Origin of the sequence: Methanohalophilus euhalobius, from assembly GCF_900215215.1 — an archaeon.
Taxonomy (GTDB): Archaea; Halobacteriota; Methanosarcinia; order Methanosarcinales; family Methanosarcinaceae; genus Methanohalophilus; species Methanohalophilus euhalobius.
In genome coordinates, this window is record NZ_OBDR01000003.1 from 192877 (window position 1) to 218831 (window position 25955).

27 protein-coding genes and 1 pseudogene are annotated in these 25955 nt (G+C 41.7%); 10 read left to right on the forward strand and 18 right to left on the reverse strand.

Features of this window, described 5'->3' with window-relative positions:
- Nucleotides 1-365: 365 nt before the first annotated feature.
- The gene (locus CP947_RS04895) at nt 366-1133 is read right to left on the reverse strand and encodes a hypothetical protein (RefSeq protein ID WP_096712111.1); all 768 of its coding nucleotides are present in this window, start codon (nt 1131-1133) and stop codon (nt 366-368) included.
- A 159-nt stretch (nt 1134-1292) separates the two neighbouring features.
- Complete coding sequence (locus CP947_RS04900) at nt 1293-2390, reverse strand: phospholipase C/P1 nuclease family protein (protein WP_096712112.1); 1098 nt, start codon at nt 2388-2390, stop codon at nt 1293-1295.
- Between the two features lie 322 nt (nt 2391-2712).
- On the opposite strand from CP947_RS04900, the gene CP947_RS04905 reads away from it, so the two are divergent.
- From CP947_RS04905 to CP947_RS10735, 3 genes are read left to right on the forward strand one after another with little or no spacing between them, the layout of a single operon-like run.
- Complete coding sequence (locus tag CP947_RS04905; protein ID WP_241646095.1) at nt 2713-3102, forward strand: peptidase domain-containing protein; 390 nt, start codon at nt 2713-2715, stop codon at nt 3100-3102.
- Nucleotides 3103-3119: 17 nt separating this feature from the next.
- Nucleotides 3120-3578 carry an ArsR family transcriptional regulator gene (locus CP947_RS10730; RefSeq protein ID WP_241646093.1) on the forward strand — a complete coding sequence of 153 codons (459 nt, stop codon included), beginning with the start codon at nt 3120-3122 and terminating at the stop codon, nt 3576-3578.
- A gap of 21 nt (nt 3579-3599) precedes the next feature.
- Nucleotides 3600-3854 carry a winged helix-turn-helix domain-containing protein gene (locus CP947_RS10735; protein WP_241646091.1) on the forward strand — a complete coding sequence of 85 codons (255 nt, stop codon included), beginning with the start codon at nt 3600-3602 and terminating at the stop codon, nt 3852-3854.
- A 413-nt stretch (nt 3855-4267) separates the two neighbouring features.
- Here the strand turns inward: CP947_RS10735 and CP947_RS04915 are convergent.
- The 4 genes and pseudogenes from CP947_RS04915 to CP947_RS04925 all read right to left on the reverse strand — a co-directional run bounded on the left by CP947_RS04915 (nt 4268) and on the right by CP947_RS04925 (nt 6819).
- Nucleotides 4268-5434 (reverse strand): annotated as a pseudogene (locus CP947_RS04915) (transposase).
- Between the two features lie 365 nt (nt 5435-5799).
- A complete protein-coding gene (locus tag CP947_RS04920; protein WP_096712114.1) occupies nt 5800-6213 on the reverse strand; it encodes a hypothetical protein in 414 nt (137 codons plus the stop codon).
- Nucleotides 6214-6556: 343 nt separating this feature from the next.
- A complete protein-coding gene (locus CP947_RS11030; protein ID WP_277749695.1) occupies nt 6557-6640 on the reverse strand; it encodes a hypothetical protein in 84 nt (27 codons plus the stop codon).
- A complete protein-coding gene (locus CP947_RS04925; RefSeq protein WP_253247326.1) occupies nt 6637-6819 on the reverse strand; it encodes a methylenetetrahydrofolate reductase C-terminal domain-containing protein in 183 nt (60 codons plus the stop codon). Before CP947_RS04925 ends, CP947_RS11030 begins: the two co-directional genes overlap by 4 nt.
- Here CP947_RS04925 and CP947_RS10510 point away from each other — a divergent pair.
- Nucleotides 6796-6954 (forward strand): hypothetical protein, encoded by a 159-nt coding sequence (locus tag CP947_RS10510; RefSeq protein ID WP_165868941.1) that lies wholly within the window; start codon nt 6796-6798, stop codon nt 6952-6954. The two genes, CP947_RS04925 and CP947_RS10510, sit on opposite strands and share 24 nt — an antisense overlap.
- A 134-nt stretch (nt 6955-7088) precedes the next feature.
- Here CP947_RS10510 and CP947_RS04930 read toward each other — a convergent pair whose 3' ends face one another.
- The 9 genes from CP947_RS04930 to CP947_RS04970 form a co-directional block, all read right to left on the reverse strand.
- Complete coding sequence (locus CP947_RS04930) at nt 7089-7370, reverse strand: hypothetical protein (RefSeq protein WP_243641509.1); 282 nt, start codon at nt 7368-7370, stop codon at nt 7089-7091.
- Nucleotides 7371-7453: 83 nt separating this feature from the next.
- Nucleotides 7454-8323, reverse strand: coding sequence for a hypothetical protein (locus tag CP947_RS04935; protein ID WP_096712115.1), 870 nt, complete (start codon nt 8321-8323; stop codon nt 7454-7456).
- 705 nt (nt 8324-9028) lie between these two features.
- Entirely contained in the window at nt 9029-9451 is a 423-nt protein-coding gene (locus CP947_RS04940) for a hypothetical protein (protein ID WP_128754763.1), read from the reverse strand.
- A gap of 79 nt (nt 9452-9530) precedes the next feature.
- Nucleotides 9531-10532: a hypothetical protein gene (locus tag CP947_RS04945; RefSeq protein WP_096712117.1), complete on the reverse strand. Its 1002-nt coding sequence runs from the start codon at nt 10530-10532 to the stop codon at nt 9531-9533.
- Between the two features lie 407 nt (nt 10533-10939).
- Complete coding sequence (gene folP, locus CP947_RS04950) at nt 10940-12172, reverse strand: dihydropteroate synthase (protein ID WP_096712118.1); 1233 nt, start codon at nt 12170-12172, stop codon at nt 10940-10942.
- Nucleotides 12173-12208: 36 nt separating this feature from the next.
- On the reverse strand, nt 12209-13069 hold the full coding sequence (locus CP947_RS04955) for a tetrahydrofolate dehydrogenase/cyclohydrolase catalytic domain-containing protein (RefSeq protein ID WP_096712119.1): 861 nt from the start codon (nt 13067-13069) through the stop codon (nt 12209-12211).
- A 9-nt stretch (nt 13070-13078) separates the two neighbouring features.
- Complete coding sequence (gene glyA / locus CP947_RS04960) at nt 13079-14320, reverse strand: serine hydroxymethyltransferase (protein WP_096712120.1); 1242 nt, start codon at nt 14318-14320, stop codon at nt 13079-13081.
- Nucleotides 14321-14356: 36 nt separating this feature from the next.
- The gene (purN, locus tag CP947_RS04965) at nt 14357-14965 is read right to left on the reverse strand and encodes a phosphoribosylglycinamide formyltransferase (protein ID WP_096712121.1); all 609 of its coding nucleotides are present in this window, start codon (nt 14963-14965) and stop codon (nt 14357-14359) included.
- Nucleotides 14966-15021: 56 nt separating this feature from the next.
- On the reverse strand, nt 15022-15981 hold the full coding sequence (locus CP947_RS04970) for a transcriptional regulator (RefSeq protein WP_096712122.1): 960 nt from the start codon (nt 15979-15981) through the stop codon (nt 15022-15024).
- Nucleotides 15982-16047: 66 nt separating this feature from the next.
- On the opposite strand from CP947_RS04970, the gene CP947_RS04975 reads away from it, so the two are divergent.
- Nucleotides 16048-17328, forward strand: coding sequence for a tRNA(Ile)(2)-agmatinylcytidine synthase (locus CP947_RS04975; RefSeq protein WP_096712123.1), 1281 nt, complete (start codon nt 16048-16050; stop codon nt 17326-17328).
- 2 nt (nt 17329-17330) lie between these two features.
- Here the strand turns inward: CP947_RS04975 and CP947_RS04980 are convergent, their stop codons facing one another.
- Entirely contained in the window at nt 17331-18113 is a 783-nt protein-coding gene (locus CP947_RS04980) for an NAD+ synthase (RefSeq protein ID WP_096712124.1), read from the reverse strand.
- A 140-nt stretch (nt 18114-18253) separates the two neighbouring features.
- Between CP947_RS04980 and CP947_RS04985 the strand changes: the two genes are divergently transcribed.
- From CP947_RS04985 to CP947_RS04995, 3 genes are all read left to right on the forward strand, one after another.
- A complete protein-coding gene (locus CP947_RS04985) occupies nt 18254-18847 on the forward strand; it encodes an RAD55 family ATPase (RefSeq protein WP_279387843.1) in 594 nt (197 codons plus the stop codon).
- Nucleotides 18848-19083: 236 nt separating this feature from the next.
- A complete protein-coding gene (locus tag CP947_RS04990; protein ID WP_096712126.1) occupies nt 19084-19560 on the forward strand; it encodes an NOB1 family endonuclease in 477 nt (158 codons plus the stop codon).
- Nucleotides 19561-19615: 55 nt separating this feature from the next.
- The gene (locus tag CP947_RS04995) at nt 19616-20227 is read left to right on the forward strand and encodes an orotate phosphoribosyltransferase-like protein (protein WP_096712127.1); all 612 of its coding nucleotides are present in this window, start codon (nt 19616-19618) and stop codon (nt 20225-20227) included.
- A gap of 8 nt (nt 20228-20235) precedes the next feature.
- Here the strand turns inward: CP947_RS04995 and CP947_RS05000 are convergent, their stop codons facing one another.
- Entirely contained in the window at nt 20236-22368 is a 2133-nt protein-coding gene (locus CP947_RS05000) for a DHH family phosphoesterase (RefSeq protein ID WP_096712128.1), read from the reverse strand.
- Nucleotides 22369-22553: 185 nt separating this feature from the next.
- Here CP947_RS05000 and CP947_RS05005 point away from each other — a divergent pair, with 185 nt between their 5' ends.
- Nucleotides 22554-23321: a slipin family protein gene (locus CP947_RS05005; RefSeq protein ID WP_096712129.1), complete on the forward strand. Its 768-nt coding sequence runs from the start codon at nt 22554-22556 to the stop codon at nt 23319-23321.
- A 9-nt stretch (nt 23322-23330) separates the two neighbouring features.
- Nucleotides 23331-24632, forward strand: a complete 1302-nt coding sequence (locus CP947_RS05010; RefSeq protein ID WP_096712130.1) for an NfeD family protein — start codon at nt 23331-23333, stop codon at nt 24630-24632.
- On the opposite strand, the gene CP947_RS05015 is transcribed toward CP947_RS05010, so the two are convergent.
- A complete protein-coding gene (locus tag CP947_RS05015) occupies nt 24633-25952 on the reverse strand; it encodes an AIR synthase-related protein (protein WP_096712131.1) in 1320 nt (439 codons plus the stop codon).
- Nucleotides 25953-25955: the final 3 nt, after the last annotated feature.

The window sequence follows — 25955 nt, forward strand, 5'->3', positions numbered from 1 at the left end:
GAACCCCACTAACATCGTTATGATGTTGCATTATGTCTAACTATGCCACATAATAAATAATTTCTGACCATATCATCAAACTGAAAGTGAACGGTTGAATACAAGGATAGAACTATTTCTTACAGGAAAGATATGGCATAAATCAGCAGGCGTGCCGGACATCCGGCTTAGAAGTTGATTACAAAAAAAGCATTTTTAATAAAAAGCCCGGCAAAAAACTCACTCCGCCAGCATGACAAAGAATCTCACTAAAGGGTTTGGATGGAAGTAGGCAACTAAATAATATAATATTGTATTAATTATCAAAACTATAAGTGCTACAGTTGACAATTTGTTAATAGATGGTTTGTATGACATTGTGTCCCTTATGATTTTGTTACTTTGCATCTGCGGTAATGTTTGATATACAATATACTTAATATAGGCATTAGCAGAAAGAAGCCTGCTATTTTGATGTCTGAAACTACCTCAAGCCAGAAAAATTGAATCATGAGATCATCGACCTGTCCTAACTTCAGTTTAGCTATATGCAAAATCATGGGAACAATAACACATATAACTGGCAACAAAACAACTAACTTTATTTCTTTAGTAGTTTTTGTAAGATCAAAATTTATCGAAGGCAGTAAATAAACAAACAGACCATAAGGAAGAATGACAATATAAAGCAGTAGTGATGGCAATTGGTTATAAGGGAAACCCATGTAGAATATTTGGTCAGTATTTGAATATATTACAATTTCTGCAAATCTTTGGATAGGAAACAATAAGGCATAAAACAGTGAATCCGGGTGGGCTTCATAGACCATGGCCCTAGTATATCCTAGCACAGCCACCATGGTCTGGTATATTCCAGCAATTAATAGAGGTATGCAGCATGATACCTTTCTAATATCAGTTCTGCTCTGAAAAATATTCTGCATAATGGGGGCCAATGGCATAAAAAAAAGAATAAAAACTAATACAGTAATCAACAAAGCAAACATGTTCTGGATAAGACTAAGCCCTGTCCCCCTCATCATGCCTATTGTCAAAGTAATGGCAATTAACAATAGATGCTGCATAACAAAAAGAAGAGATTCAAATGGCATTTTATCTTTAATTTTTGAGATAGATTGAATAAAGAAATTCATTATTAACCACTATCCATATGGATTTAACAATTGTATTGCTTTATATCATCATAAATTTTGTATTTGATACAATTCAAGATGCTTTCACATTATTTTTTAAAAAAGAATTAATGTCACAAATGAGCTTTTTAGGGGAGCCCCATTTGTGATATATCAGCCTTACATAACGTAATCATACAATCCATGATTATACTTTGCAGTTTCTCGGACACATTGAGCTGTATAGTATCCTACGTATAAGTCTGAATCGAAATTTTGTGGATCATTAGTAACTTCATCCCATATATAGTCGAAATACTGGGCACTAAAATCAGCATTGCTTTCAGTAGCTTCATCAGGATTTGTCACCGTTATAGATTGGTTGTTACCACTGACATAGTCACCAAAATCATATCCTGAGTTCCACTGGGCATAAACATAACTCTCGTAAGCATCATGTGCATTACTATTAAACAGATTTTCTACAAAATTCAATGACTGATCAAGTGCTCCAGCGGAATGAAAAGGAATTCCAGCATCTGAAATATAATGGCTGGCAATTCCAAAATCTTGATGTGCAGCGACATAGTTTGCATTATCAGCATAGACTTTTGCAGTACCGGCAAAAGCATCGCATCTTCCTGCAGCTCCACCAATACCAGTTTCAGCATCTTCATAATGATTATAGTATCTGTATCCTGGAAGTTCATAACCTGACTCGTCGGGATCATCTGCTTTGTTTCTTGCATATGATGCATATGAAGAACCATCACAAGCATACTCTGCAAAGTCCTTATGGGGGGTGGCAGTCCATTTCGTCCCAATATCTTGATAATCACTAAAAGCTTCTTTCTCTATCATAGGCCCCAGTTCAGCCATAAATCCATAATCATCCTTGGTTATCTTATCTGGGTACCTATTCCAGATATCCTGCAGTCCAACTTTATATTCTTCCTTTTCTTTATCAGAAACGTCGAAATTGTTAATATATTTCATCTTAATAGTTTGACTTTCAGGATTTGTTGCAGCAAAAGCAAGTCCTCTGAACGGCATATTTTTCACTACATCCGGTAAAGAATTCTGCAATGCCAAGTAATCATCAACTTCTTTCATTCCTTTCTCCCCCAGTTCAGCCTCTAAAGCCTCCATTTTTAACTGGGCAGGATCTTTTACCGGAGTGCTGTTTTGTTCATCTGTTGAAGCCACTGTTGATGGTATTAAGCACAGGCACAATACCATAGCAATACATGCTATCAAAAGGCTATCTCTTTTCTTCATCGTTTATTTACCTCTTTGATTTACTAAACCACAGAGGCAAAGCTACGCCTATATAGTGTAAACTAAAGACCTAACTCTGCCCCAGATCATGGGGTTCAGTCATCGCAGTAAGATCATGACCCTTCCCTCGAACATCTTTAAGATGTTGCATTATATCCTATATGATAGACAGTATAAGTATTTTCTAACCACATCATCGAACTGTTTTCTTTCAGTTCGACGATATGGTCACAAAAGATATATCCTTTTTTGTGCATGACAAATTATTATGAATCATAGGAGAAACTTTATGATTAGAAAAATTGTATTATTACTAATAGTAATGCTTGTGTCGGTATCTTTTACCGCAGCTACTGCCAGTCAGGACAACGGATATACCACAGTTCCTGTCAAGTCAGACCCTACGATCACACCCAGATGGGTTTCTGAGACCATCACACAGGGAGAAACAAACTGGCATAGTAGAACAGTCAGTTCTTACACAACTTTACATCATATAGACTTGAACTGGGGCGATGCAAGCGACTCACTCAGATTAAAAGTGTACTCTCCAAGCAACCAGCTAATTGGAACATTCTATGACAATTCCGACGGTGTCATCGATGGAAGAATTAACATTGAAATAACAAACTCCGATGGAATTGAAATCGGAACATGGCATCACGAGGTCTACGGCTATAGTGTCACAGGTACAGAAGATTATTATATCTGAAAATTGCTTCCATTGTCATGAGGAATTTATGGACTCTCTTTTTGCTTTTCATACTCATTTGCAGTCCAGCCCTAGCCAGTACAAATGGCTACGAAGTATCTCCATATACGGGCCCTGAAAGAGGTATGTATGAAGGTGGTGGCGATGACGCCACCCTGACTTTCTGGGAACTCCCGTTATCCCTCCAGATAGTATATATCTCCGGGTTATTGGGCGCCTTGCTAGCTGTCTACAAGTTCCTGCCTTTGTTGCTCGGAAAAGTAAGACAAAACTGCAAAAAACAAAATCGGGATGAAATTTTCAAATTTATAACCGCTAACCCCGGAAATACGATCTCTGACATTGAAAAACATCTCAAATTGAACAGAAGCACTATCCGGTACCATTTGAAAATGCTTCAGATATTTAACAAAATAAAATATGTCCGAAAGGGGAAATTTGTAATGGTTTTTGAGAATATTTCCAGATGCACCTAGAAAGAAAAACTCGTATTCATCTTGCAGAATGATACGAGGAGAGACATTTTAATAACTATATTCAGGAAGCCGGGAATTACAAATCAAGATCTCACTCAGGCATTCGATCTGGCTAAAAGCACCGTCCACTGGCATATTAATGAGCTGTGCAATGAAGGATTTGTACATTTCAAGACCGATGGGAAATACAAACGATATTTTATTAAGCCGGAAATCAAGACATATCTGGAAAAAATCCTGCTGGCATCTGATTTCTCCAGAAAATCGCGGATTTAAGAAAACAATTGCTGGTTCCGGTCTGTTTGTTCCATAGTGTTAGATATTAAGACCGTGCACTTAATAAACCTATCTTAGGATTCAGTGGCACAAAAAAATCGGTATAACTATGTGTGTCAAGATTAGCTCCTTATTAGATTCTCCACAACTCAACTACTCTTTGACATAACTTCCCAAATGTATAATCCCCCAAATATAGGACATATCACATACAGAAAACAAATTCGAACCTTGCCTCCAGGCACGGGGTTTCAGTTATTCCGTCAAGACTTGCTGAACCCCACTAACATCGTTATTATGTTGCATTATGTCTAACTATGTCACATAATAAATACTTTCTGCCAATGCCATAAATATTGCGAGATTATCAAATTAGGTCATAATTCCTCCCATTCTAATTTGATGATATTAAGTCACACATAATTTGCAAATGAATTGGTTTGTTTGACCTTATTTTGCAAATTCGCAGTTACAAACAATTGATATGCCACAAACTTCATAATCGAATACATTTCCTTACTTGCATTCTTCATCCCCTAACATCAAATTTTACAGTCCATTTTATATTCTTATGTATTCTCTCACATTCTGCTCTTTTTGAATATTCTTCTTCAAATCCCTCATCCTCGATGTTCTCATTCCGCAGGTGCATCCCGATCTGTTTTTTCCTTCCGTTTTCATAGAGAAAACGAAGTTTTTTCTCATACTTCATATGAATCGATCCAACGATTTTCCACATCTTATTGACCCAGTGATCGATTCGTTTCATTGTTCCTTCATTCTGGACTTTTGAATCAGAAGAATATGCAATAACAGGTTTTGCCTTCAATTTATACCATACATCAGCATGATTGTTGAACGAATCATACCCTCCATCCAGTGCATAAGTATCGATGTCCACTCCCATTTTTACCAATACATCAATGTGTTTTTTCAATTCGGGTGAATCATTTGCAGCACCCTTTGTATGTGTCATATAGATTGGAAGTGTACCAATCATCGTGATATGTGCCTTATCCATCTTACATTTGTAATGCGGATTATAATCCGCATATCTATCATATCTGGATGCTTCAAGAGGTGTCGAATCTGTTTTTAGATCCCTAATCTTTGTAATTCTGGCTATTTTCTTTCCAATCCTGAACATAATTTCATTAAATCCCTCTTTTCCCAGCCTGTATTTTACAAAATGGTGAATCGCGTTAAATCGAAGATTTAACGGGAGTTACTACATAGTAGTAACAGTGTTGCATGTGAGGGAAGATTAATAATACCATTATCATCTTCAAAACACAGAAGCCTGGCTTCCTGATTTGTTAAGGTAGATATCGTTTTTTCAAAAGAGAGGTTTCTATAGGATTTACAACGATGAGCTTTATCATTGAAGTAATCTTATACCTGAAGTGCCAGTCCTTATCGGCATAATATCTACGTTCTACATAGGAAGCAATGTCATCGATATCCAGAAAATACAATAACTGGCATATTGATACGCTGTCTTTGTTCAGATAACTGGCTATTGAATCTCTGGTACAGATTTCGTCCGAAACATTGTGATAATATTTCATGGACTGGCACATTTTCTAATATATAAACGTAATGCATGAGCTACGCTCATGCAACGTTCCGTGGTAATGGAAAAAGAGTTACGCTTTTAAAGCGAAAAGCTAATTTGATGGTCTCTTCTTTAGACAATGATACTTCATCTGTAATGTCTATTGTATTAAGATATTCATCTTTTCTCTTGGTGGGATTTCTGTAATCAGTACTTACCGGTTTGAACATAAGAAAATTTTATAGTGTCTATGTTACAATTTATACCCTGCCATCCAATTATCAAAAACATATATTTTATATCATGCTAGAAATATTATTGCGTTGTATCCTCTTTATAAATAGTGAAATGACTGATTTTTTATTTGTTTCAAAAAATTATTATTTCAACTTATTTTTTCTCTACCTCTAGAGTATCTGCCCACTCAAAGCTATAATGGTAATAGTTATCTCCAACTTTCATGAACTCAGTATCATTGTTATACAGAATCAAGTCGAATTCATCCAGATTATCCATGACCTCTTCATTCTTATAAGGAACTTTGATCATATTCCCCGGAGAGGACACCGCTTTGTGTATATAGGGATAATTTTTCAGTTCCTCTTGGGTAAATTCCACAAAATTGCTTGGTTCCTCCTGAACTGGCTTTGCTGACACATAAAGGCCTGCTCTGGGGCTGTCTATAACTGCTCCGGGGTCGTCTATACCTGTTTCAGGGTGCTCTATTGCTAAAAAGAAGTAAGCAATTGCAATCACAAAAAAAAGAATGGCAGCTCCACCAATAACCTTTCTTTTTGTATTCATTCTTTCTTTACCTCATTCAATTTACTCCAGAGGCAAGATAAGCCAAACTTTAAGTATCCTCAAAGCCAACATAATCATGCCTTCGGGCACGGGGTTTCAGTTATTCCGTCAAGACTGGCTGAACCCCACTAACATCTTTTTATGATGTTGCATTATGTTCTAACTATGTCACGTAATAAATGATTTCTGACCATATCGTCAAACTGAAAGTGAATGGTTGAATACATAGGATAGAACTATTTCTTACAGGAAAGATATGGCATAAATCAGCAGGCGTGCCGGACATCCGGCTTAGAAGTTGATTACAAAAAAAGCATTTTTAATAAAAAACCCGGCAAAAAACTCACTCTGCCAGCCTGTCCTTCACATCCCGGATACCTTTCAGCTGGTCCAGACACCCGATCATCTCAAGGCTTTCGTAGATCACCTCCCATGCACAGTCCTTCTCGGTATCGACCTCGCATTTTTGCCGTCCATGGAACCGCCGCAGGAACCGTTGAGAAGTTCCTTGGGACACTGGGCCGCGGGACAGACACCGCCGAACTCGGCGATGGTGCACGGGCCGCACATGGAACAGAGGTGATGAATGATACGATCCTCTGCCATGGCACCCAAGGAATCGGTGTTGTTGGCAGGATAGACATCAACATCCACAAAGCGGGCGATGTTGGAAGTGCCGATTCCGCATCGGCATCCTTAAGGTTGGATGTCATCGCGATCTCCAACTCTCCTCCAGCATGACAAAGAACCTCACTAAAGGGTTATGGAAGATGAGATCATCATGATTTATTCAGATAGAAGTATTCCGCGTCAGATTCCTGTTTCAGTGCTTCTTTTATCAGATATGATATCATTGGAAGGTTTCTTGCCCTTATTTATGTAATTCTAAAACATTCCTTAACAAAAAAGATTGCAGTTACGATAAACACAACCCCAATACCTATACTTATATAATAGATAGGTTCTACATTAAAAAACGGTACCCACCAATAACCGGATGGAACCCCGATGGTACGCACACCAAAATTAACAAAAAGCATTCCAAAAGATACGCAAACAAGAGATAAAATGAAAGATAATATTTTTGTTTTGAAGATATTATTTTTGGATATCATTTCTATTTTCCATTTTCTTTGATTTAAATTAAAAGTTTTCAACTTTACAACTCCAAGCCCCATTTCAAAAAATTAAGAAGGGGATGACAGAATAAGTAAGTATTTAAATCATCCCATTCCAACATTTAAAATTGAGAAGCTGTCAGGCTATTATCCCACACAAAATCATAGGGTGAACCATACGGTCTTCTCTCTTCACAAGCTCCATTTATTGATTGAGAACCTTCATAGTTACCTACCCATTCTACTGTATATTTACCAGCATTTCCTATCTGGCACTCCCCGGGCTTGGGTCTTACTTTGTCTTGATGAAGTACAAAATCACCGGATATTCCGCAATTAACCCCTTGATACACAGCACCAAGATTGACTGTTACAACTTCCTCGTCACCTATAATATCTGCATCAGGCGAATAAACAATCAGGTCATAATTAGAGTTGCCAATATTTACTTTGTTGCAAAAATCACGGAGATTTGAGTCATCACCTAAGGGTTCTGTATTTTCTCTATTTTGTGCTGAACTCCATTGCCAATAATAATAATGTTCTCTACCTAGTTCATCAGTTTTATCTAACTTATAGAGGGCGACCAAATTATCAGAACTTGCCATCACAACCCCATTGGAATTTTTTACTTCCAGATGCTCAGTCCACGAATTTACATATTGTATGTTCTCTTTATCATATGGAAGTGAATTTTTCAAACCTACTTCCGGTTCTATTCCAAAAACACCTGCATCTCCGTACTTTTGTTTCATTTTATCTACATATACCTCAAATTCTTTTTCAGATAATCCCGGAGTTTCAGGAGTTATTGTTTTACTCGCTTTTGCCACAAGCACATGATCACTTTTATTGAGATTTTCTTCAATATCCATCACTTCAAGCGATTTATCATTCATGTGCTCTGCACTCACTGCTGGTATAAATGCCATGCTAACCAACAACATTGCTGTTAGCATTGCACCTATTCCAGATTTGACATTCATTTTCATTTACTTTTACCTCTTTGATCTACTAAACCACAGAGGCAAAGCTACGTTTATATACTACAGAAAACAAATTCGAACCCTGCCTCCGGGTACAGGGTTTCAGTTATTCCGTCAAGACTGGCTGAACCCCACTAACATCTTTTTATGATGTTGCATTATGTTCTAACTATGTCACATAATAAATAATTTCTGACCATATCGTCAAACTGAAAGTGAATGGTTGAATACATAGGATAGAACTATTTCTTACAGGAAAGATATGGCATAGATCAGCAGGCGTGCCGGACATCCGGCTTAGAAGATGATTACAAAAAAAGCATCTTCAATAAAAAGCCTGGCAAAAAACTCACTCTGTCAGCCTGTCCTTCACATCCCGGATACCTTTCAGCTGGTCCAGACACCCGATCATCTCAAGGCTTTCGTAGATAAGTTCTCAGGCAAGTAATTTTCAGTGAACATAGAATAAAATGAATCTTTTACAAAACTGAAAGTTATTATTTGGATATCTTCAACATTGGGTGGACAACTAAAATTATGTATATCTACCTTTCAAGCATCATGGAATTCAAAAGATTGTGCAGGAGTATGATCTAGATTGTACACATTTGCTTGCAGGACGTTAAAATTACCCACACGATGTTAATGAGAACCTATTTTTCTATAATTAATATGAGACCCTTAAAATACAAAAAAATAAAAGAAAGTGTTTTATTTTCCACTTTCAAGTACATCCGTCACGCATTTCTCAATTTGTGTAGTATTGGAATTGTAGTACACTCCGTTAATTTGAACAATATCATCACCTACAATAGTAATTGTTGATATTCGTTGTCCCCCTTCATAAAAATTGAGGGCATACAAATATCCACCAAGATCTTTTTGCTCCTCCATTTTTGTGAATGGAAAACCGGAAATACAATTTACCAGATTGGTTATTTCGCTTCCATCTTTTATATCAATCGAATCCCCGCTTAATCCGTTTATGATCGATATTTTAGTTACATCTGCATAACTAACGTTCAGTATTTCAGATCGTATGTCTTTTTCAGGTTCATCTGTGGTAAATTCAGTGAAACCCACTAAACCGATTATGACAATGAATAGCATCACCACGTGTATTATTTTGACCAATTTTATCTCGCTCCACTACCTTTCCATAAAAATAAAAAGTTAGAGAACCTGCTTTGCAACAGATTCTCTAATATTTTTATTAATCAATATACACCATATCGTCAATATAACCATCCACAGCCACATTGACATTATTTCCACCCCATCCATTATTAATTATCATGTACTTGTAGTTGATAAGTTCGACATATCCATGAGCAATTAACCAATGGTTAGTATACGTTGGATGATTAACTGTGAGAACAATTGCAGGTTTATCTGAATTGATAAGAGATTTCAATTTGCTGAAACTAAAAGAATATCTAGAATCTGCGCTGTAATCATCATCCAGGTTCTGATCTTCTAAGTAATCATTTAGTCCGTTCTTAATTGTTAAAGCAGTCGTTCCTTGGTTTGGAATATAGCCACCATTAATTATGAGGCTCAGTAAATCATCTTGGTTTTCGTTGGATGAATCAACAAAGCCATCATAATGTTGATCATCAAAATATATTAGCGTGATACCAGCAGCTATAGGTCCACAGAATATGTTGTCATCTTCCCATGTTCTCAATGAACCGTCCAACGATCCACTACCTATAGATCGTCCACTCATCCTATTGTTTAAGGCTTTCAGATCAGCAAGTTTCTTATCTTTGTCTGTACTCGCAACTGTATAAACATATTCAGGAGTTACTGTTTCATCTACGGCATTTCTCATTCCGATCTGGAATAACTCTCCTTGCTTATCTTCCATGTAGGCAAGGGGACCATTGTAGACATATGTTTTATCACTGTCACTAAACGGAGATTTGCCTTCTAATGAAAATTCAGGAACAGAAAGGTCATTTACATTAATTATAATGTAGCCACCATTCATCATTGAAAATGACACTGCTTCCAACTCACCATTCAGATTATTCAGTGGAATGGGGCTAATTAATTCCTTTGATTCACCCATAATATTCAGGAATAGTTCACCATATTCTTTTTCTGTACTAAATTCATTCTCCTGCCCCACGGCAGCCGGTACAATTACCATGGTTGCAACAAACATTGCAATTAGCGTTAGCGTTGCAATTCTTATTTCTTTTGTTCTCATGTATTTACCTCTTTGATCTACTTAAACCACAGAGGCAAAGCTACGTTTATATACTACAGAAAACAAATTCAAACCTTGCCTCCGGGCACGGGATTTCAGTTATTCCGCCAAGACTGGCTGAACCCCACTAACATCTTTTTATGATGTTGCATTATGTTCTAACTATGTCACGTAATAAATGATTTCTGACCATATCGTCAAACTGAAAGTGAATGGTTGAATACATAGGATAGAACTATTTCTTACAGGAAAGATATGGCATAAATCAGCAGGCGTGCCAGACATCCGGCTTAGAAGTTGATTACAAAAAAAGCATTTTTAATAAAAAGTCCGGCAAAAAACTCACTCCGCCAGCATGACAAAGAATTTCTCTAAAAGGTTTGGATGATAGGGTCATCTTGATACCTTCAGGTCTTTTTCATATAACGGTATTCAACATCAGATTCCTGTTTCAGTGTATCTTTGATGAGTTTTGATATCAACGGAAGGTTTCGTGCCTGGCATTCCAGCTTATCGGCAAGTCTTCTGACCTGAAGCAATGTGCCCATTACAATTACATCGGTCCACTCGGCCTCGTGGGAAACAGCATCACGTTCAAGCGCTGCATCCCCGCCGCGTGCCAGAATCTCCTGCTTGATGATCAGGGCCTCGGTAGTGGTAATGTTACTGATACGCAGTACACGGTTCACGGTCTTATTCTTCATAATGGTGGAACCCGTTTCGGTAACACCGATATTTTTCATCACAAGAGCTGCATCATCGGGGTTTGTGATGTCAAGCACACTGACCTCAAACCCCTTTTCCTCCACGACCGGCTGTCTGCCCCGTATCGCCTCGGCTATTCGTACAGCATCCGTTGTCGCAGCCACATCGTGGGTGCGTATAATGTGCGCCCCTTTATGCACAGCAATTGCGGTTGCTGCCAGACTTCCATATAATCTTTCAGCAGCAGGCTTGTTCAGGACCTCGCCTATGAAGGATTTGCGGGAAAGAGCTGCAAGAACCGGTCTGCCAAAAAGCTGCAGACGTTCAAAACGGTCAAATGTCTCAAAATCGTATATCGGATCTTTTTCGGGGACCCATTTACCAATAGCGGGATCCAGAATTAATCGATCCATATCAATACCCTTCCCTTCACACATCTCAATGATTGCCTCCAGGGAATCCATAACCGCATCCATCCCAAGCACGTCACCCGGTACTTTCCGGGAGGCCATTACAACAGCAGGACATTCATGGTCTGCCACCACACCCGCCATGTTTACATCAGTCATGAAACCGGAAACATCATTTACAAGGTCAGCGCCCCTGTCAAGACACTGGTCGGCAATATCCGCAAACACGGTGTCCACTGAAAGAACAGCATCCACGTTTCCTGCAAGAGCATCTATTGCAGGAAGTAATCGTTCCCGTTCTATTTCCTTGCTTATGGGTTCTGCAAGGGGCCAGGTGGAGCGGCCGCCTATATCAAGCACGGTTGCACCTTCCTCCACCATTGCAGAAGCAGCATCAATGAGGGAATCTTCCCTGACAACAGATCCCTTGTAAAAGGATTCATGGCTTAGGTTCAATACACCCATCAATCTTACGGGGTGGTTGTCTCCTACATTTAGTCCACATATGTCAACATCGACTACCATTGAAACTACCAGCTGATTTTATATTTAACAGGATAATTACTCAATTTTCTTTGCAGCAAAGGTCACATGGGTCAGAAGCGTGGCTATGGTCATAGGTCCCACGCCCCCTGGCACCGGTGTAATAAGTGAGGCTTTATTCACAACATTTTCAAAGTCCACATCACCATATATCTTGCCTTCTTCTTCGGTGATTCCCGCATCAAAAACAACAGCTCCTTTTTTGACCATATCTTCTTTGATGAGATGCTTTACACCGGCTGCAACTACAAGTATATCGGCACCTGCGGTGTAACTTTTAAGATCTTTGGTGTAAACATGGCATACCGCCACTGTAGCATTGCGGTTTAAGAGCATTGCTGCCATGGGTTTACCAACTACATTACTGTGACCGACTATCACAACATCTTTTCCTTCAATGTCTACATCATAATATTCAAGAGCACGAATTATCCCCGCAGGCGTGCAGGGAACAAAACCCTCGTCGCCGATCATCAGGTTGCCCACGTTATAGGGATGGAAACCATCCACATCCTTTGCCGGATCAATAGCCTGCATGGCTTTTTTTGCATCCAGATGCTGAGGCAAGGGCAACTGAAGCAGTATACCATGAATATCTGCACGCGTGTTCAGATTCTTGATCCTATCCAGCAGTTCCTTCTGGGTGATAGAGGCGTCGAGCTTCTGATCCTCCGCATAAATGCCTACCCTGTCACATGCTTTATGCTTCAGTCGTACGTACAATTGCGAGGCGGGGTCCTGTCCCACAAGGATAGTTGCAAGGCCGGGGACCATACCGTCATCAGCCTTCATAGAAGCTATTTCTTCTGTTAATTCTGCCTCAATCTGCTTTGAAATCGCTCTGCCGTCTATGATTCCCTGTTTAGCTTCACCCGCCATTTAACCACCTTAGAGATGCTTGTAGATCGGGAAGTCGCTGCACAGCTGCTGTACATCAGCATTAACCTGATCCAGTACATCCTGATCTTTTGGATGCTGGATTACTGTTTCTATGAAGTTAGCAACATCTTCCATCTGAGCCTCCTTCATACCACGAGTGGTGACCGCAGGAGTACCTGCACGCAGACCGCTTGTGATGAACGGACCCCGGGTTTCGAAGGGTATAGTGTTCTTGTTGATAACAATCCCACCATTACTCATATAGGTCTCAGTCTCCTTACCGGTCAGATCATATTTGTTGAGATTGATAAGCATAAGATGATTATCCGTGCCACCGGCCACTATATCAAAATCACGGTCTATCAGACTTGCACAGAGAGCTTTTGCATTTTTTACGGTCTGTTTCTGGTCCTGCTTGAACTTATCCGAAAGAGCTTCCTTAAATGCAACTGCCTTGGCAGCAATAATATGCATAAGAGGACCACCCTGGAGACCGGGGAAGACTGTTTTATCCACACCTTTTGCATATTCTTCACTACACATGACCATCCCGCCACGGGGGCCCCTCAGTGTTTTGTGTGTAGTTGTTGTTACAAAATCAGCATATGGCACCGGACTTGGATGTTCACCAGCTGCAATCAGGCCTGCGATATGGGCAACGTCGGCAAGCAGATATGCATCCACTGAATCAGCGATTTCCCTGAAGCGCTTGAAATCGATCGTGCGGGAATATGCAGAAGCACCGGTAACTATCATCCGGGGTTTTTCCTTTTTTGCCATTTCCTCAAGGGCATCGTAATCCAGCTCTTCGGTTTCCTCTGCTACTCCGTAGGGTACAATATCATAAAGTTTACCTGAAAAACTTACAGGACTTCCATGCGAGAGGTGACCTCCATGAGAGAGGTCCATTGCCATAATCCTGTCACCTGGATTAAGGACAGAGAAGTAAACAGCCATATTGGCACCTGAACCTGAATGCGGCTGGACATTCACATGCTCGGCACCAAAAATTTCCTTGGCCCTTTCAATCGCCAAATCTTCTGCAATATCAACAAAGTCACAGCCTCCGTAGTACCTCTTACCGGAGTAACCTTCTGCATACTTGTTGGTCATAATGGAACCCTGAGCTTCCATCACCGCCCTGCTTGTGTAATTTTCTGATGCTATAAGGTTGAGTTTATAGTCCTGTCTTTCGGCCTCAAGCTCCAGTGCTCTGGCAATATCGGAATCTGTTTCTGAAATATAAGACATATTGTTCCTCCTTGTATCTTTGAATTTATGAAATAATCATAATATATGTACACGTCTTCCTTTTACGTACAGTCTACCTTCGGCAAACAACTTAACTGCTTCGGGGAAAATAATATGTTCCTGTGCAAGTATTCTTTCAGAAAGGGATTCTTCTGTATCTGAATCAAGTACAGGTACACTTTTTTGTAGAATAATCGGGCCGGAATCCATCCCTTCGTCAACAAAATGTACAGTGCAACCTGTGATTTTTACACCATAGTCCAGCGCCTGTTTTTGGGCATGCAGACCTTTAAAAGAAGGCAAAAGGGCAGGATGAATATTCATGATCCTGTTACTGTATGCATTTATCACATCGGAACCTAGAATTCGCATGAAACCAGCAAGTAAAAGCACATCTGTACTGGATCTTGCAAGAACGTCCAGAAGTGCATTATCTAAATCTTCTTTGGATTGATAAGCAGCCGGGTCGATAAAAACAGCATTTATGCCATGATTCATAGCCCTTTTAAGACCATAAGCGTCCTTATTATCACTTATAACCACACTGACATTGGCATTTGGGATATAACCACTTTCTACATTATCAATAATTGACTGTAGATTAGAGCCCCTGCCGGATATCAGGACTGCAATGTTGAGAGTCATTGCCCATCCTAAAGGAATTGCCATATATTATAGTTTTGGAAAAAACAATACGAAAATCAATAATCAACACTCTCACTGGCCCTTTCACTTATAAGGTCATCCAATTCCTCTGAATCAGAAAGAGAATCCAATTCCTTTCTTTCAATCAGGACTGTGTGTTCTACCGATGTAATTTTACTTTCTCCTTCAATGATATAAACCGATCTTGTACGTGTGATGGTAGATATATTGCTCATCAAATGAGCTCGCTTTACCATCGCATTGCTGTACTTACTTACCCCGGTCAGGAAAGTAGTGGAACAGTCCCTGGAAACTGCATTAAAAGGTGCCTGGGATATTGAAAGTACATCATAGCCTAGCCCGTAAATGAAACTCAGGATACCATTTGTAGGAGGGTGCAAGGTGCCATTTTCATCAGTTTCCTGACGGGAACGGTGAAACGGACCCAAAATATCAATGGATTTTGCAAGCGCCACATCAAGCAACTCTTCCAGTTCGAGTACAACATCAATGGAAGCATCCATACAGCCTTCCTCATATTTACTGATGGTGCGCCGGGATACTCCCAGATGTGACGCCAGGGAACCAATGGACATCGAAAGTTGACTTCTGGCATCCCGCAGCACATCACCATCAATGGAAACATAGAGACCCCCGGGAGCCGCTGAAATCAGAGGAGGTATACCTTCTACAAAATAATCATATAGAGTCTGGACATTAAGAGCAGGAATCTCATACCGGACATAGACTACGCTATCTTCAAGCATCTGATCACGCGTTTTTGCCCCAATCAGCATCGGAGTACCACCGAGATATCCTGCCAATGCTTTCATTTCAGATGCTGTTTCTTCATTCAGGCTATCAATATTATATAATGCCTTACAGAAAAGAAGTACATCATCCTGCCTTGCTGCCAGATCAAAACTACGAGGTCTAATGTTACAGCGGCTAGATACAGTAAAATTACTCTTTTCCAGTACATCAATGATTTGATGTATTAGAATGTCTTTTGTCATGACAAACTATAATGTCCTTGCACATCTATATAAATATATCTACCCACAAATGCATGATTGAAAAACATGATCATAAGCTTTGATGATACAGATTCCCGCAGTCTTGGGATGTGCACCACATACCTTGGTGCTCTATTGATGGATGAACTTAAAGTATATGGTAAACCCGCCGGTCTGCCCCTGCTTATAAGGTTGAATCCCACCATACCCTTCAAAACACGGGGTAATGCTGCAGTTGCGATCAAAATAGAAACATATGAACCTGAAAAGATCAAAAAACATGTAATACAGAGAATAGAAGAACTGGCACAGATGGAGGATGAAAATACAAATCCGGGTGTGGTCTTTCTCGAAAACAATAATAATAATGAAGTTAAGACTGTTCTGACCACCTTTTTCAAACGCGCTGTGCAACACGTAATCACCATCCAGGAAGCAAAGGGGATCATTGAAAAATACGAACTTGATGCCAGAGGGTACAAAAACAGCCGTGGTCTGATAGGAGCATTGGCCGCCTGTGGTGCCATGCTGGAAGAAGAGTGGGACCACACTTATGAATACCTCTCCTACAGGCGGAAAGAAGCATGGGGCACACAGCGATTTGTAAATGAAAATAGCGTTATCCGGGCAGATGATGCCACCTATCCCCATACATGGGACAACCGTGATATTACAAACAATCTGGTAGTCTGCATACCTCATTCACCAGACCCTGTCCTGTATGGCATTCGGGGACAAACGCCCGAATATGTTTCCCATGCCGCCTCCATGATAGAGGGAGAAGTTACCGAAAGATGTGCAATCTATAAGACAAATCAGGGAACTGATATGCATCTGATTCCAGCAGAAAGCATCAGTAAACTGCAGGACATGGAATCATACATAATCCAGGGATTTGTAGCTTCAATTCCCCGTACAATTGAAGGAGGGCATACCCTATTCCTTTTCAGGGACAAAGAGGGAGAGGAAATGGAATGTGCCGCTTTTGAACCCACAAAAAACTTTCGTGAACTTGTTCGTAAACTTATCCCGGGAGATCATATCACACTACATGGAAGTGTCAAGAATAAAACACTGAATATTGAAAAAATTGATGTGATAGAACTTGAGGAAAAATACAGGAAGGTCAACCCCCTGTGCCCTAAATGTGGGAAGAGTATGAAATCTGCCGGCAAGGGACAGGGATATCGATGCAGGCGTTGCAAAACACGGGCATATATAGCCACAAAATCTAAAGTTGAAAGAGGAATAAAAACCGGAATGCATGAGGTCCCCCCCTGTGCCCGCAGACATCTTTCAATGCCTCTTATCCGGAAAGAAGGAAAGAATATTCACCCTTCAAGGTAATTTCAGCTCCTTATATCTGCAAGGTCTGCTACAGGAGGCAGCATTCGTTTGTGCATATTGGAATCGACACGCTGGAGAAGTTTGTCCAGCTCGGACTCTGGAACACCACATTCTAAAGCCACTGCACCGGCCTCCTCTCCTGCAAGCATTTTTATCAGGATGTTGTCGATTGTATCATAGGAATGACCCAATTCATTTTCATCTGTCTGGTCTTCCCAGAGAGCGGCTGACGGGGATTTGTCAATGATTCCGCCGGAAACACCTGTTATTTCCGCCATTTGGAAAACTTCAGTTTTATAGAGGTCCCCGATTGGTTCGAGGTCCACCCCGCCGTCGCCGTACTTGGTATAGTAACCCAGCAAGATTTCGGTCTTGTTGCCGGTACCTGCCACAAGTCTGCTGCCAAGATTGGCATAATAGTAAAGAATAGACATCCTGATCCTGGCTTTCAGATTGCCGTTGACGTATTTGTTAGAAGGGTCAGACCCTGGCATATTTGCAAGATATGTTTGAACAATTCCCCCAATATCAATGGTCCTGAATTCAATCCCGAGTCCATGGGCCACCTCGGTTGCATCCAGTACATCTTCCGGCGGTGTGACATTCAGTTCAGGCAGATGCAGCCCCAGTACATTCTCAGCACCAAGTGCTTCCACTGCCAGATGCGCCACAAGTGCAGAATCCACCCCACCGCTGATACCTACAACAGAACCGGTTACACCGGCACCTTCACATTTCTTGCGAATGAAATCTACTATTCTTTCCTTTGCTTGCAGAATGTCCATTTATATCCACCTGAGGTGGCATTATTTGGACGGATTGTATTAATACATTTACACCGGAAAGAGTGGGGCTTAAATAAAATAAAAGATATATTTTATATGAATATACAAAGGAGCATTTAATGTAACAAGTCACCATCCATATCCAGGGCCTCGATAGTATACTCAAGGGAGGTTGGAATAGTCCTTCTGCAATCCTTGTAGCCGGTGTTGCAGGCAGCGGGAAGACCACATTTGCATTGCAGGCATTATGTGAAAGTGCAAGAGAAGGGAAAGTTTGCCTGTATGTTACTTCGGTCAACGAACCTGCCACAGTCGTGAACAACTTTGTGTCAAGGCTGAGCCATTATGATGTATCCCGGATCTCCAGAGGAAATATACATCAAATATCCCTTGACATAAGATCCCTCGATCGGGGTATATATTCCTTCATGTGGAATCATGAGGAATCCTTTGAAAAAATCAAACCTGAAATCATCGTTATTGACCCAATTACAATAATAGGATGCAGTTTCGATAAGAATACCAGAAGAAGATTCTACTATGAATTTTTCAAAAGGATGAAAAATTGGAATTCACTGGTAATTGTTACCGGAGAGATGTCAGAAAAGGAAATTGAAGAAAGTACACTGGGATATGTAACAGATGGAATAATACATCTTACAAATAAGGAAAAATGCAAATATCACACTCTTGATGGCAGGAACCATATCATCCGGACTTGCGACAATAGGTGAAGCGGGCAAAAATTTGCATGCTGACAGCACTATAGCAACCGTTATGTAGCGGACAAGATACATTTAAAAAAAGGTCTCATCGTTCTCAAGAACTTCAATTCAAAGCATAAGAAAGAAATCCATGAGATTAATATTGGCGAAGATGGACTGAAAATTAAAGGAATCTTGCCCCTTACCGACATAATATCCTGAAGAGGCGGGCTTAATTTTAATATTCCTTTAACATATATAGCCTCATGAAAATTTACATAGCAGACACCGGCGTTTTCATCAATCGAATGGGTAGGGACCGCCAACTTGTTACAGTACCTGCAGTAATCGATGAAACGAAGGCAAAATACACAAGTATGGAAATGTTGATCGCCCTTGAAACCGGGGCAAAAGTTGAGCAACCAGATCCTGTATTCAGGAAAAAAATCATGGACAGGGCAGAAGGTACAGGCGATCTTGAAGAACTTTCCGGGACCGATATCGATGTGCTGGCAAAAGCTCTGGAACATGGGAAAAATGCTGTCCTCATGACAGATGATTATGCTGTGCAGAATGTGGCAAGCATGATTGGTATAAAGGTAGAACCCATATCCCAATCCAGAATAAAGGACAAAATAATCTGGGGAAAAAAATGCACCGGGTGCATGAAAAGATTTGACAGAGGCGAAGAATGCCCCATCTGTGGATCCCCCCTCAAGAAAATACGTAAAAGAAAGATATAATATTAGAAAGGATGTATAGGGAAACAAATAGCATAAAACAGCACGTGGGGATAAAATGAAAAATATAGAAGAACTTATACAAAAAGCAGTCGAACTGCAGTCCAATGGTCTTGTTACCGGCCAGATCGCAAATGAACTTAATGTTTCCAGGGATACTGTTACATGGCTTCTCATGCGGAGTAAAAGAGGTGCAGAAGCCCCTGCACCAAAGGACATCTCTGTCAACTGGAGTGCCATCGGTAAAAGCTCTTTCCGCCTGCGTTATATTTCACAGGCCCTGTGTGACATGGTGCTCGAATCCCTTGATAAAAGTGACCAGAGGGCAGACATGGTAGTGGGAATCGGATTAAGCGGTGTACCCATGGCCACCATGATTGCCGAGGAATTGGGTGTCGAATTTTCTATATTCCACGGTTATGACAGCCAGAAAGAGAGGAATAAAAACACAGGAATTTTTAGTAGAAATTTCGGGCATGTTAAAGGAAAAAACTGCATTATTGTAGATGATGTGGTCTCATCTGGCTCAACGATTACCGATGTAATTGAACAGACAAAGAAAAGCGGATCCAACCCGGTGGCAATTGCGGTCATTATTGACAAGAAAAATTCGGAAACAATCAGCGGAGTCCCTGTGAACTCACTCATCAAACTGGCAAGAGTGGATTGAAGGAGATATTATATCTCCGTATCCACTTCATACTGACCTATTTTTTCCACAAGTTTGGATAGGACTGTTTTACGCATTCCTTCCACAAATTTGATACTTCCTACAACAAGGTGCCCACCACCATTCACCCCTCCACCGACAACTTCCTCATGGAGGTTTCTGACAATTTCAGGGATATTCATCTTAACCCCGCGGGACCGTATGACTGCAAAATCCGGCCCATAGCCAATCGTAACGATGGGTTTTCCTTCATTTTTCCTGCAAATCCTGTCATGGACTTCCCCGGCGGTCTTGCCAGGAGCCGGGAATGTGAATTTGTGGGCATAATTCTCCACATCAAGCACATTCATAATAGCACCGTTGGGCAGTTTCTGTGATTTGACATTGGGCATACATGCCTCAAGTTGCTCATCCATCATAGTGCGTGCCTGCTCACACAGCAGATCTACAAGCTGTTTATGCCTGGTGGAGTCACCAAAATTGAGAAGATCGTTTACAATTCCCCTTCCACTGTTGAATTTCAACCAATAGGCTTCAAAATCAAGGGCCAGGGCAATATCCTGCAAATTTTCCAGGGAATACCTGGAAGATACAAGATCAATATACTGATAGGCCTCATCGGCCTCTGAACGATCCCCCACAGCAGCGATTGCAGGGAGATGTTTTATCTGATCAGTGACTTCAGGATTGATCATCCTTGCAACCTCTGTGGAAAGCATACCAGCGGTCTGTCCAAAGTCCCCACCCACATGAGCAGGGTTTACGTGAGCCAGCAGGTAATCATCAACTATCTTATCCGGATGATGATGGTCCACAACCACCATATCAATACCATATATCAATGCCTGTCTCATCGCGGGTACGTCTTCCTCCGTGGAACCGTTATCCACCATTACAACAAGCGGCAGTTTCTGGTTATGCCTTTCCGCATCTTCAAGAGCAAAGGAAATATCCTTTGTCACATCCATGATCTCATAAAATGGGGCTTTTGAAGGAGCACGTTTGTAGAAATAGTATTCTCCATCCTGACCGTTGACTTCACGAATAAGGGGCAGGATTGCCTTTTCAATGGCCACACCTGCAGTCATGCCATCAGCATCAGCATGGTGGCGCAACAAGATCGGACGTGACCTTAGAATGGCTTTTTTGATAATTCGGGCAACGTCTTTCATCGCAGGACGCAGGTCTTCCAGAATCTTGCTTTTGACAAGGAATTCTATATCCGAAGGTTCTGCCCTCTGGTCAAGTATACGATCTATACGTTCCCTGACAGTCTGCTCTCTTTCATCTTTGAGCTGCTTCATGCTCTTGACTTCAAGCTGCAGATCCTCACCCCTGAGGTTGACCTCTCCTGTAAGAGAGACCACCATATCCGAATCAATGTCCGGATATGCCCGCTCCCCTGCACTTTCAAAGGCTGCACAGGGAATTACACCGCCTTCATCGGAAATTACAAAAATGGTGGGACCACCTGTTTGTTTGACCTGGAGCACCTCTCCTTCAATACGCACAAGTTTACCCACATAATCCTTCAATTCAGACGAGATACGTACCGGCATTTCTTTTTCGACTTCTACGACCTTATGTTCACCGACACTTCGTGGTAGCAGGTCCATTTTCCCGTCAGAACGGATCTCATTTAGCTCTACGATCAGCCGTTCCCCGGGTTCAAGTTTGGCCTTTATGTTGCTTGAATGGATCAACCCGCGCAGATTGGAATTCAGGTTCACAAAGGCTCCGAATGATGCCAGGTTGTTTACCTCTGCGTGGTAATATTTACCTACAGAAAGCTCGTTCATGTCACAGGAGTCGTCCAGCATATGGACAACCTTTACCTCATTGCATGATTTGCAGATCTCGCGTCCATCTATCAGATGGTCGATGGATTTGCCGCATAGGTCACAGCTATAAAGAAATCCTTCTCCTCCGCAGGAAGGACATGGGTCCTTTATTTCAACTTCCCCGCTACCACCGCATTTTTCACATACGGAACTGCCTTTGAGGAAGCTGTTTACATCTTTTTCTGAAAGTTCCATAAGGTTAATTGATTTTGGTTTCCCGGAGCCCTTACATTCAGGACATTTCTGTATAGAGGATTCACGGGCACCAGTTCCGCCACATTCACTGCATTTTTCTTTCATTGTATCTGTGTTGCTGATTGACCTGCTTGTTTATGTAGGTTGCTGCAAAGAGAGAATTTTATTTGGCATTTTAAATATATCTACTTACAGAGAATTACAATAGTAAGATCTCCACCTGCTCCATCCATCTAACCAATAACTTTTAGAAGTATTGTTTGCAAAGTATCATAAAGGGAGAGTTTAGCATGGCATTAGAAGAATATATAATTCCTATATTAATCGTATTAGTAATAATCCTGTCCCAATCCATCAAAGTGGTAAAAGAATATGAACGAGTGGTCATCTTCAGGCTGGGCAGATTTAGCGGAGTGAAGGGTCCGGGTGTATTTTTCATAATTCCTATTATCGATACTGCGGTCAAGGTAGATCTGCGTGTCGTAACAATAGATGTCCCGAAACAGGCAGTTATCACCTATGATAACGTTACAGTGGCAGTGGATGCAGTCATCTACTACAAAGTTCTCAAACCCGAGTCAGCAGTTACAGAAGTTGAGGATTACAAGTATGCAACCGCAATGCTTGCACAAACAACCCTGCGTGATGTAGTTGGCCGAATCGAACTTGATGAAGTTCTATCTGGAAGAGAGGAGGTTAATAAGGACATACAGGAGATGCTGGATGCTTCCACCGATCCATGGGGAATCAAAGTTACCTCGGTCACCCTGAGGGATGTGAGTGTTGATGAAAAGATGCTCCGGGCCATTGCCCAGCAGGCTGAGGCCGAACGTGAGAAACGGTCCCGTATTATCCTTTCAGATGGAGAGTACAAGGCTGCCCAGAAATTGCTTGACGCCGCCAGGCTCTATCAGGAAGTCCCAACTACAATAAAACTGAGGGAGTTGCAGACAATAGCCGAAGTTGCCAGAGAAGGCAACACGATTGTAGTCACCAACACCTCTGACAGTGGGGATATAGCGGCCCTGACCGAAGCATTCACTGCAAAGAACAAATGAGGGTGATCCATGAGGATCAAAACCCTTTCCCTATTTCTTTTTGCATTTTTACTATTGATATCAGCCGCATCAACTGCCAGCTGTGAAAAAGTACTGATACTTGAGATGTCAGATTCCATCACAACGGTATCCGATGATATGGTAAACAATGCACTGGCAATTGCTGAAAGCGAGGATTATGAGGCACTTGTAATTACCCTGAATACCCCTGGAGGAGGTCTGCAGGAAACCCTCAACATAATAGAAAGCATTGATGCCTCACCTGTGCCTGTAATCGGCTACGTATATCCAGAAGGAACAAAAGCATGGTCTGCCGGCACACTGATCCTTATCAGCACCGATATCGCTGCCATGACACCATTCACTGTGATTGGTTCGGCCCAGCCTGTACAGGCATCGCCTGCCGGTGGCTCAGAGCCCATCAACGATTCTAAGACAATAAATGCCATCGTTGCCCTATCCAAGGAAAAAGCAAGCAAGCATGACAGGAATGTGACCGCTGCGGAGTTATTTATCACTGAAAATCTCAACCTAAACGCTGAGGAAGCAAAAAACAACAATGTTGTCGAGTATATAGCAGAAGATATCCCCGATCTGCTTGAACAGGTGGACGGAGAAACTATCAAGAACAGGCAACTCAACACCTCTGGTGCGAATATTGTCAATTATGAGCCAGGCCTGAACCTGTACCTCATGAACATAATTTCCAATCCCATTATTTCTTCCCTGCTGCTAATGATAGGCATTTATGCCATTGTCCTGGGAATTTCCAGCCCGGGAGCAGGTGCGGAAATTTTCGGTGCAATTCTTATAGCTCTGGGCCTGATTGGAATGGGTTTTGATGTCAATGTAGCAGCACTGTTTTTGATTGGTGTGGGGGTGGTCCTGCTTATTCTCGAATTGCAGGCGCCGGGATTTGGCATATTCGGTATTGCAGGGATTGTGTGCCTGATAGCAGGCAGTATATTCCTGATACCCATGGATTTCCCTCGCTGGTATACACCGGCAGACGTACAGAGGAGTATGATGTTCTATATTGTTATACCCACAATAATAATCGGACTATTCTTTGCCTTTGCAATATACAAAGTAGTACAGGCCAAGGGACGCAAGCCAATTATTGGTGAAGAAATGAACGGTGAAATTGCCGAGGCTATAGATCCAATATCCGAAGGGAGCCCGGGTTATGTACGATATAGCGGAGAATACTGGAAAGCCCGCTCTGAAGACACCATCAACCCGGAAGAAAAAGTGGAAATACTGGAAAAAGACGGACCCGTACTCATTGTACGTAAGTTTAAGGGGAAGTAATCACTGCTTCCCCAACATCTCCACAATATGTCTCTTTTTGGATATAGCCTCTTCAGCCGCCCGGTCAATCGCTTTGCACATTGCTTCGAAATCATCGGGAGTTGTATCTCCGACCATCTTCTTAATTGGTGTATAGGCAGATTCACGGAAACGTGGCGTGAAGTCCCGGCGCTGGCCGTCAATCACAAGCTCGGCACCTTGTCCTTTTTCAACATAACCAACTGTTGCAATATCGACACCGGCATTTTGAACGGTTTCAAGAATTTCCTGCTCGTGTTCAGGAGGGACTATCAAGAGAAGGGAGTCCAGTGATACACCCAGATAATCTATATTGAGGCTTTCAAGCATACCTAAGACCCGGGGATTTACGAGCCCACGCATATTTTCCTCTTCAAAGACGAGCTTGACTCCTGCAGTCCTTGAGATTTCCTTGGCATCACCGCGTACCCCTCCGTTGGTAACATCGGTCATGGCATGTACTTTTTTATCCAGGTCTTTTTCAAGGAGTGCCTCGCATGCCTGGAGGAATTTGATATTGATGGTCTCATCCACCACATCATGCATCCCGTAATAGAGAGCGGTTGTGGAAATAGTTCCGCCGCCTGCACCTTCGGTCATGAGAATCACATCCCCGATATCGGCCCTCTCCCTTGCAGTCATCGCGGAAGCGACACCCACAGCACCGACACCACCGGTCATTCGATCTCCGATTACCATATCCCCTCCAATACGCAGGGTACTTCCGGTCACAAGAGGGATGTCTGTAAGTTCCGATACTGCAGTGATACCTGCGACATGGTCGAATATCTTTGCTACATCCCCGTCATCGGCCACATGGATATCCGAAAGCAGGGCAAGGGGCCTGGAACCCATTACATAAACATCCCTCAAAGAAGCCCGGGCTACATGGAAACCTGCAAGGAAAGGAAAATCACTCAATCTGGAATGAATGCCATCGATTGTGACTATGAGGAAATCCCCTCCTTCCATCTGCACAGCTCCGGAATCATCCAGATGGGTGCTGTCTACTGCAGCTTTGGTGCTACCTATTACCTCAGCAATTTTTTCATGGGCATAGAAATCGCCTGTGCCCCTGGAACCTACCCCGAACTGACCCATAGTTACGCCTGAAGTGATCGGGGATAGTACATCTCCCTTTACATCCAGGGTTGCTCTGGCTTCTTCAATGGCTGCTTTTGCCAGTGCAATAGCATGCTGTCTGTCGGTGTCCTTTATTTCCATGATACGTTCTGCAAGTTTTTCGGCAATCCCGTCTTCTCCACGAAGCAGGGCATGCCTGGCATAGCCTTCAATATCCATGAT

Bases quoted from the DNA above. Each gene is read 5' to 3' on its own strand.
- CP947_RS04900 (WP_096712112.1), bottom strand. From the start codon at position 2,390: ATGAAGAAAAGAGATAGCCTTTTGATAGCATGTATTGCTATGGTATTG.
- purN (WP_096712121.1), bottom strand. From the start codon at position 14,965: ATGACTCTCAACATTGCAGTCCTGATATCCGGCAGGGGCTCTAATCTA.
- CP947_RS04980 (WP_096712124.1), bottom strand. From the start codon at position 18,113: ATGGACATTCTGCAAGCAAAGGAAAGAATAGTAGATTTCATTCGCAAG.
- folP (WP_096712118.1), bottom strand. From the start codon at position 12,172: ATGGTAGTCGATGTTGACATATGTGGACTAAATGTAGGAGACAACCAC.
- CP947_RS04905 (WP_241646095.1), top strand. From the start codon at position 2,713: ATGCTTGTGTCGGTATCTTTTACCGCAGCTACTGCCAGTCAGGACAAC.
- CP947_RS04935 (WP_096712115.1), bottom strand. From the start codon at position 8,323: ATGAAAATGAATGTCAAATCTGGAATAGGTGCAATGCTAACAGCAATG.
- CP947_RS04925 (WP_253247326.1), bottom strand. From the start codon at position 6,819: ATGGCAGAGGATCGTATCATTCATCACCTCTGTTCCATGTGCGGCCCG.
- CP947_RS04920 (WP_096712114.1), bottom strand. From the start codon at position 6,213: ATGAATACAAAAAGAAAGGTTATTGGTGGAGCTGCCATTCTTTTTTTT.
- glyA (WP_096712120.1), bottom strand. From the start codon at position 14,320: ATGTCTTATATTTCAGAAACAGATTCCGATATTGCCAGAGCACTGGAG.
- CP947_RS04975 (WP_096712123.1), top strand. From the start codon at position 16,048: ATGATCATAAGCTTTGATGATACAGATTCCCGCAGTCTTGGGATGTGC.
- CP947_RS04945 (WP_096712117.1), bottom strand. From the start codon at position 10,532: ATGAGAACAAAAGAAATAAGAATTGCAACGCTAACGCTAATTGCAATG.
- CP947_RS05005 (WP_096712129.1), top strand. From the start codon at position 22,554: ATGGCATTAGAAGAATATATAATTCCTATATTAATCGTATTAGTAATA.
- CP947_RS04990 (WP_096712126.1), top strand. From the start codon at position 19,084: ATGAAAATTTACATAGCAGACACCGGCGTTTTCATCAATCGAATGGGT.
- CP947_RS04955 (WP_096712119.1), bottom strand. From the start codon at position 13,069: ATGGCGGGTGAAGCTAAACAGGGAATCATAGACGGCAGAGCGATTTCA.
- CP947_RS05000 (WP_096712128.1), bottom strand. From the start codon at position 22,368: ATGAAAGAAAAATGCAGTGAATGTGGCGGAACTGGTGCCCGTGAATCC.
- CP947_RS04895 (WP_096712111.1), bottom strand. From the start codon at position 1,133: ATGAATTTCTTTATTCAATCTATCTCAAAAATTAAAGATAAAATGCCA.
- CP947_RS04995 (WP_096712127.1), top strand. From the start codon at position 19,616: ATGAAAAATATAGAAGAACTTATACAAAAAGCAGTCGAACTGCAGTCC.
- CP947_RS10730 (WP_241646093.1), top strand. From the start codon at position 3,120: ATGAGGAATTTATGGACTCTCTTTTTGCTTTTCATACTCATTTGCAGT.
- CP947_RS10510 (WP_165868941.1), top strand. From the start codon at position 6,796: ATGAATGATACGATCCTCTGCCATGGCACCCAAGGAATCGGTGTTGTT.
- CP947_RS04970 (WP_096712122.1), bottom strand. From the start codon at position 15,981: ATGACAAAAGACATTCTAATACATCAAATCATTGATGTACTGGAAAAG.
- CP947_RS05015 (WP_096712131.1), bottom strand. From the start codon at position 25,952: ATGGATATTGAAGGCTATGCCAGGCATGCCCTGCTTCGTGGAGAAGAC.
- CP947_RS05010 (WP_096712130.1), top strand. From the start codon at position 23,331: ATGAGGATCAAAACCCTTTCCCTATTTCTTTTTGCATTTTTACTATTG.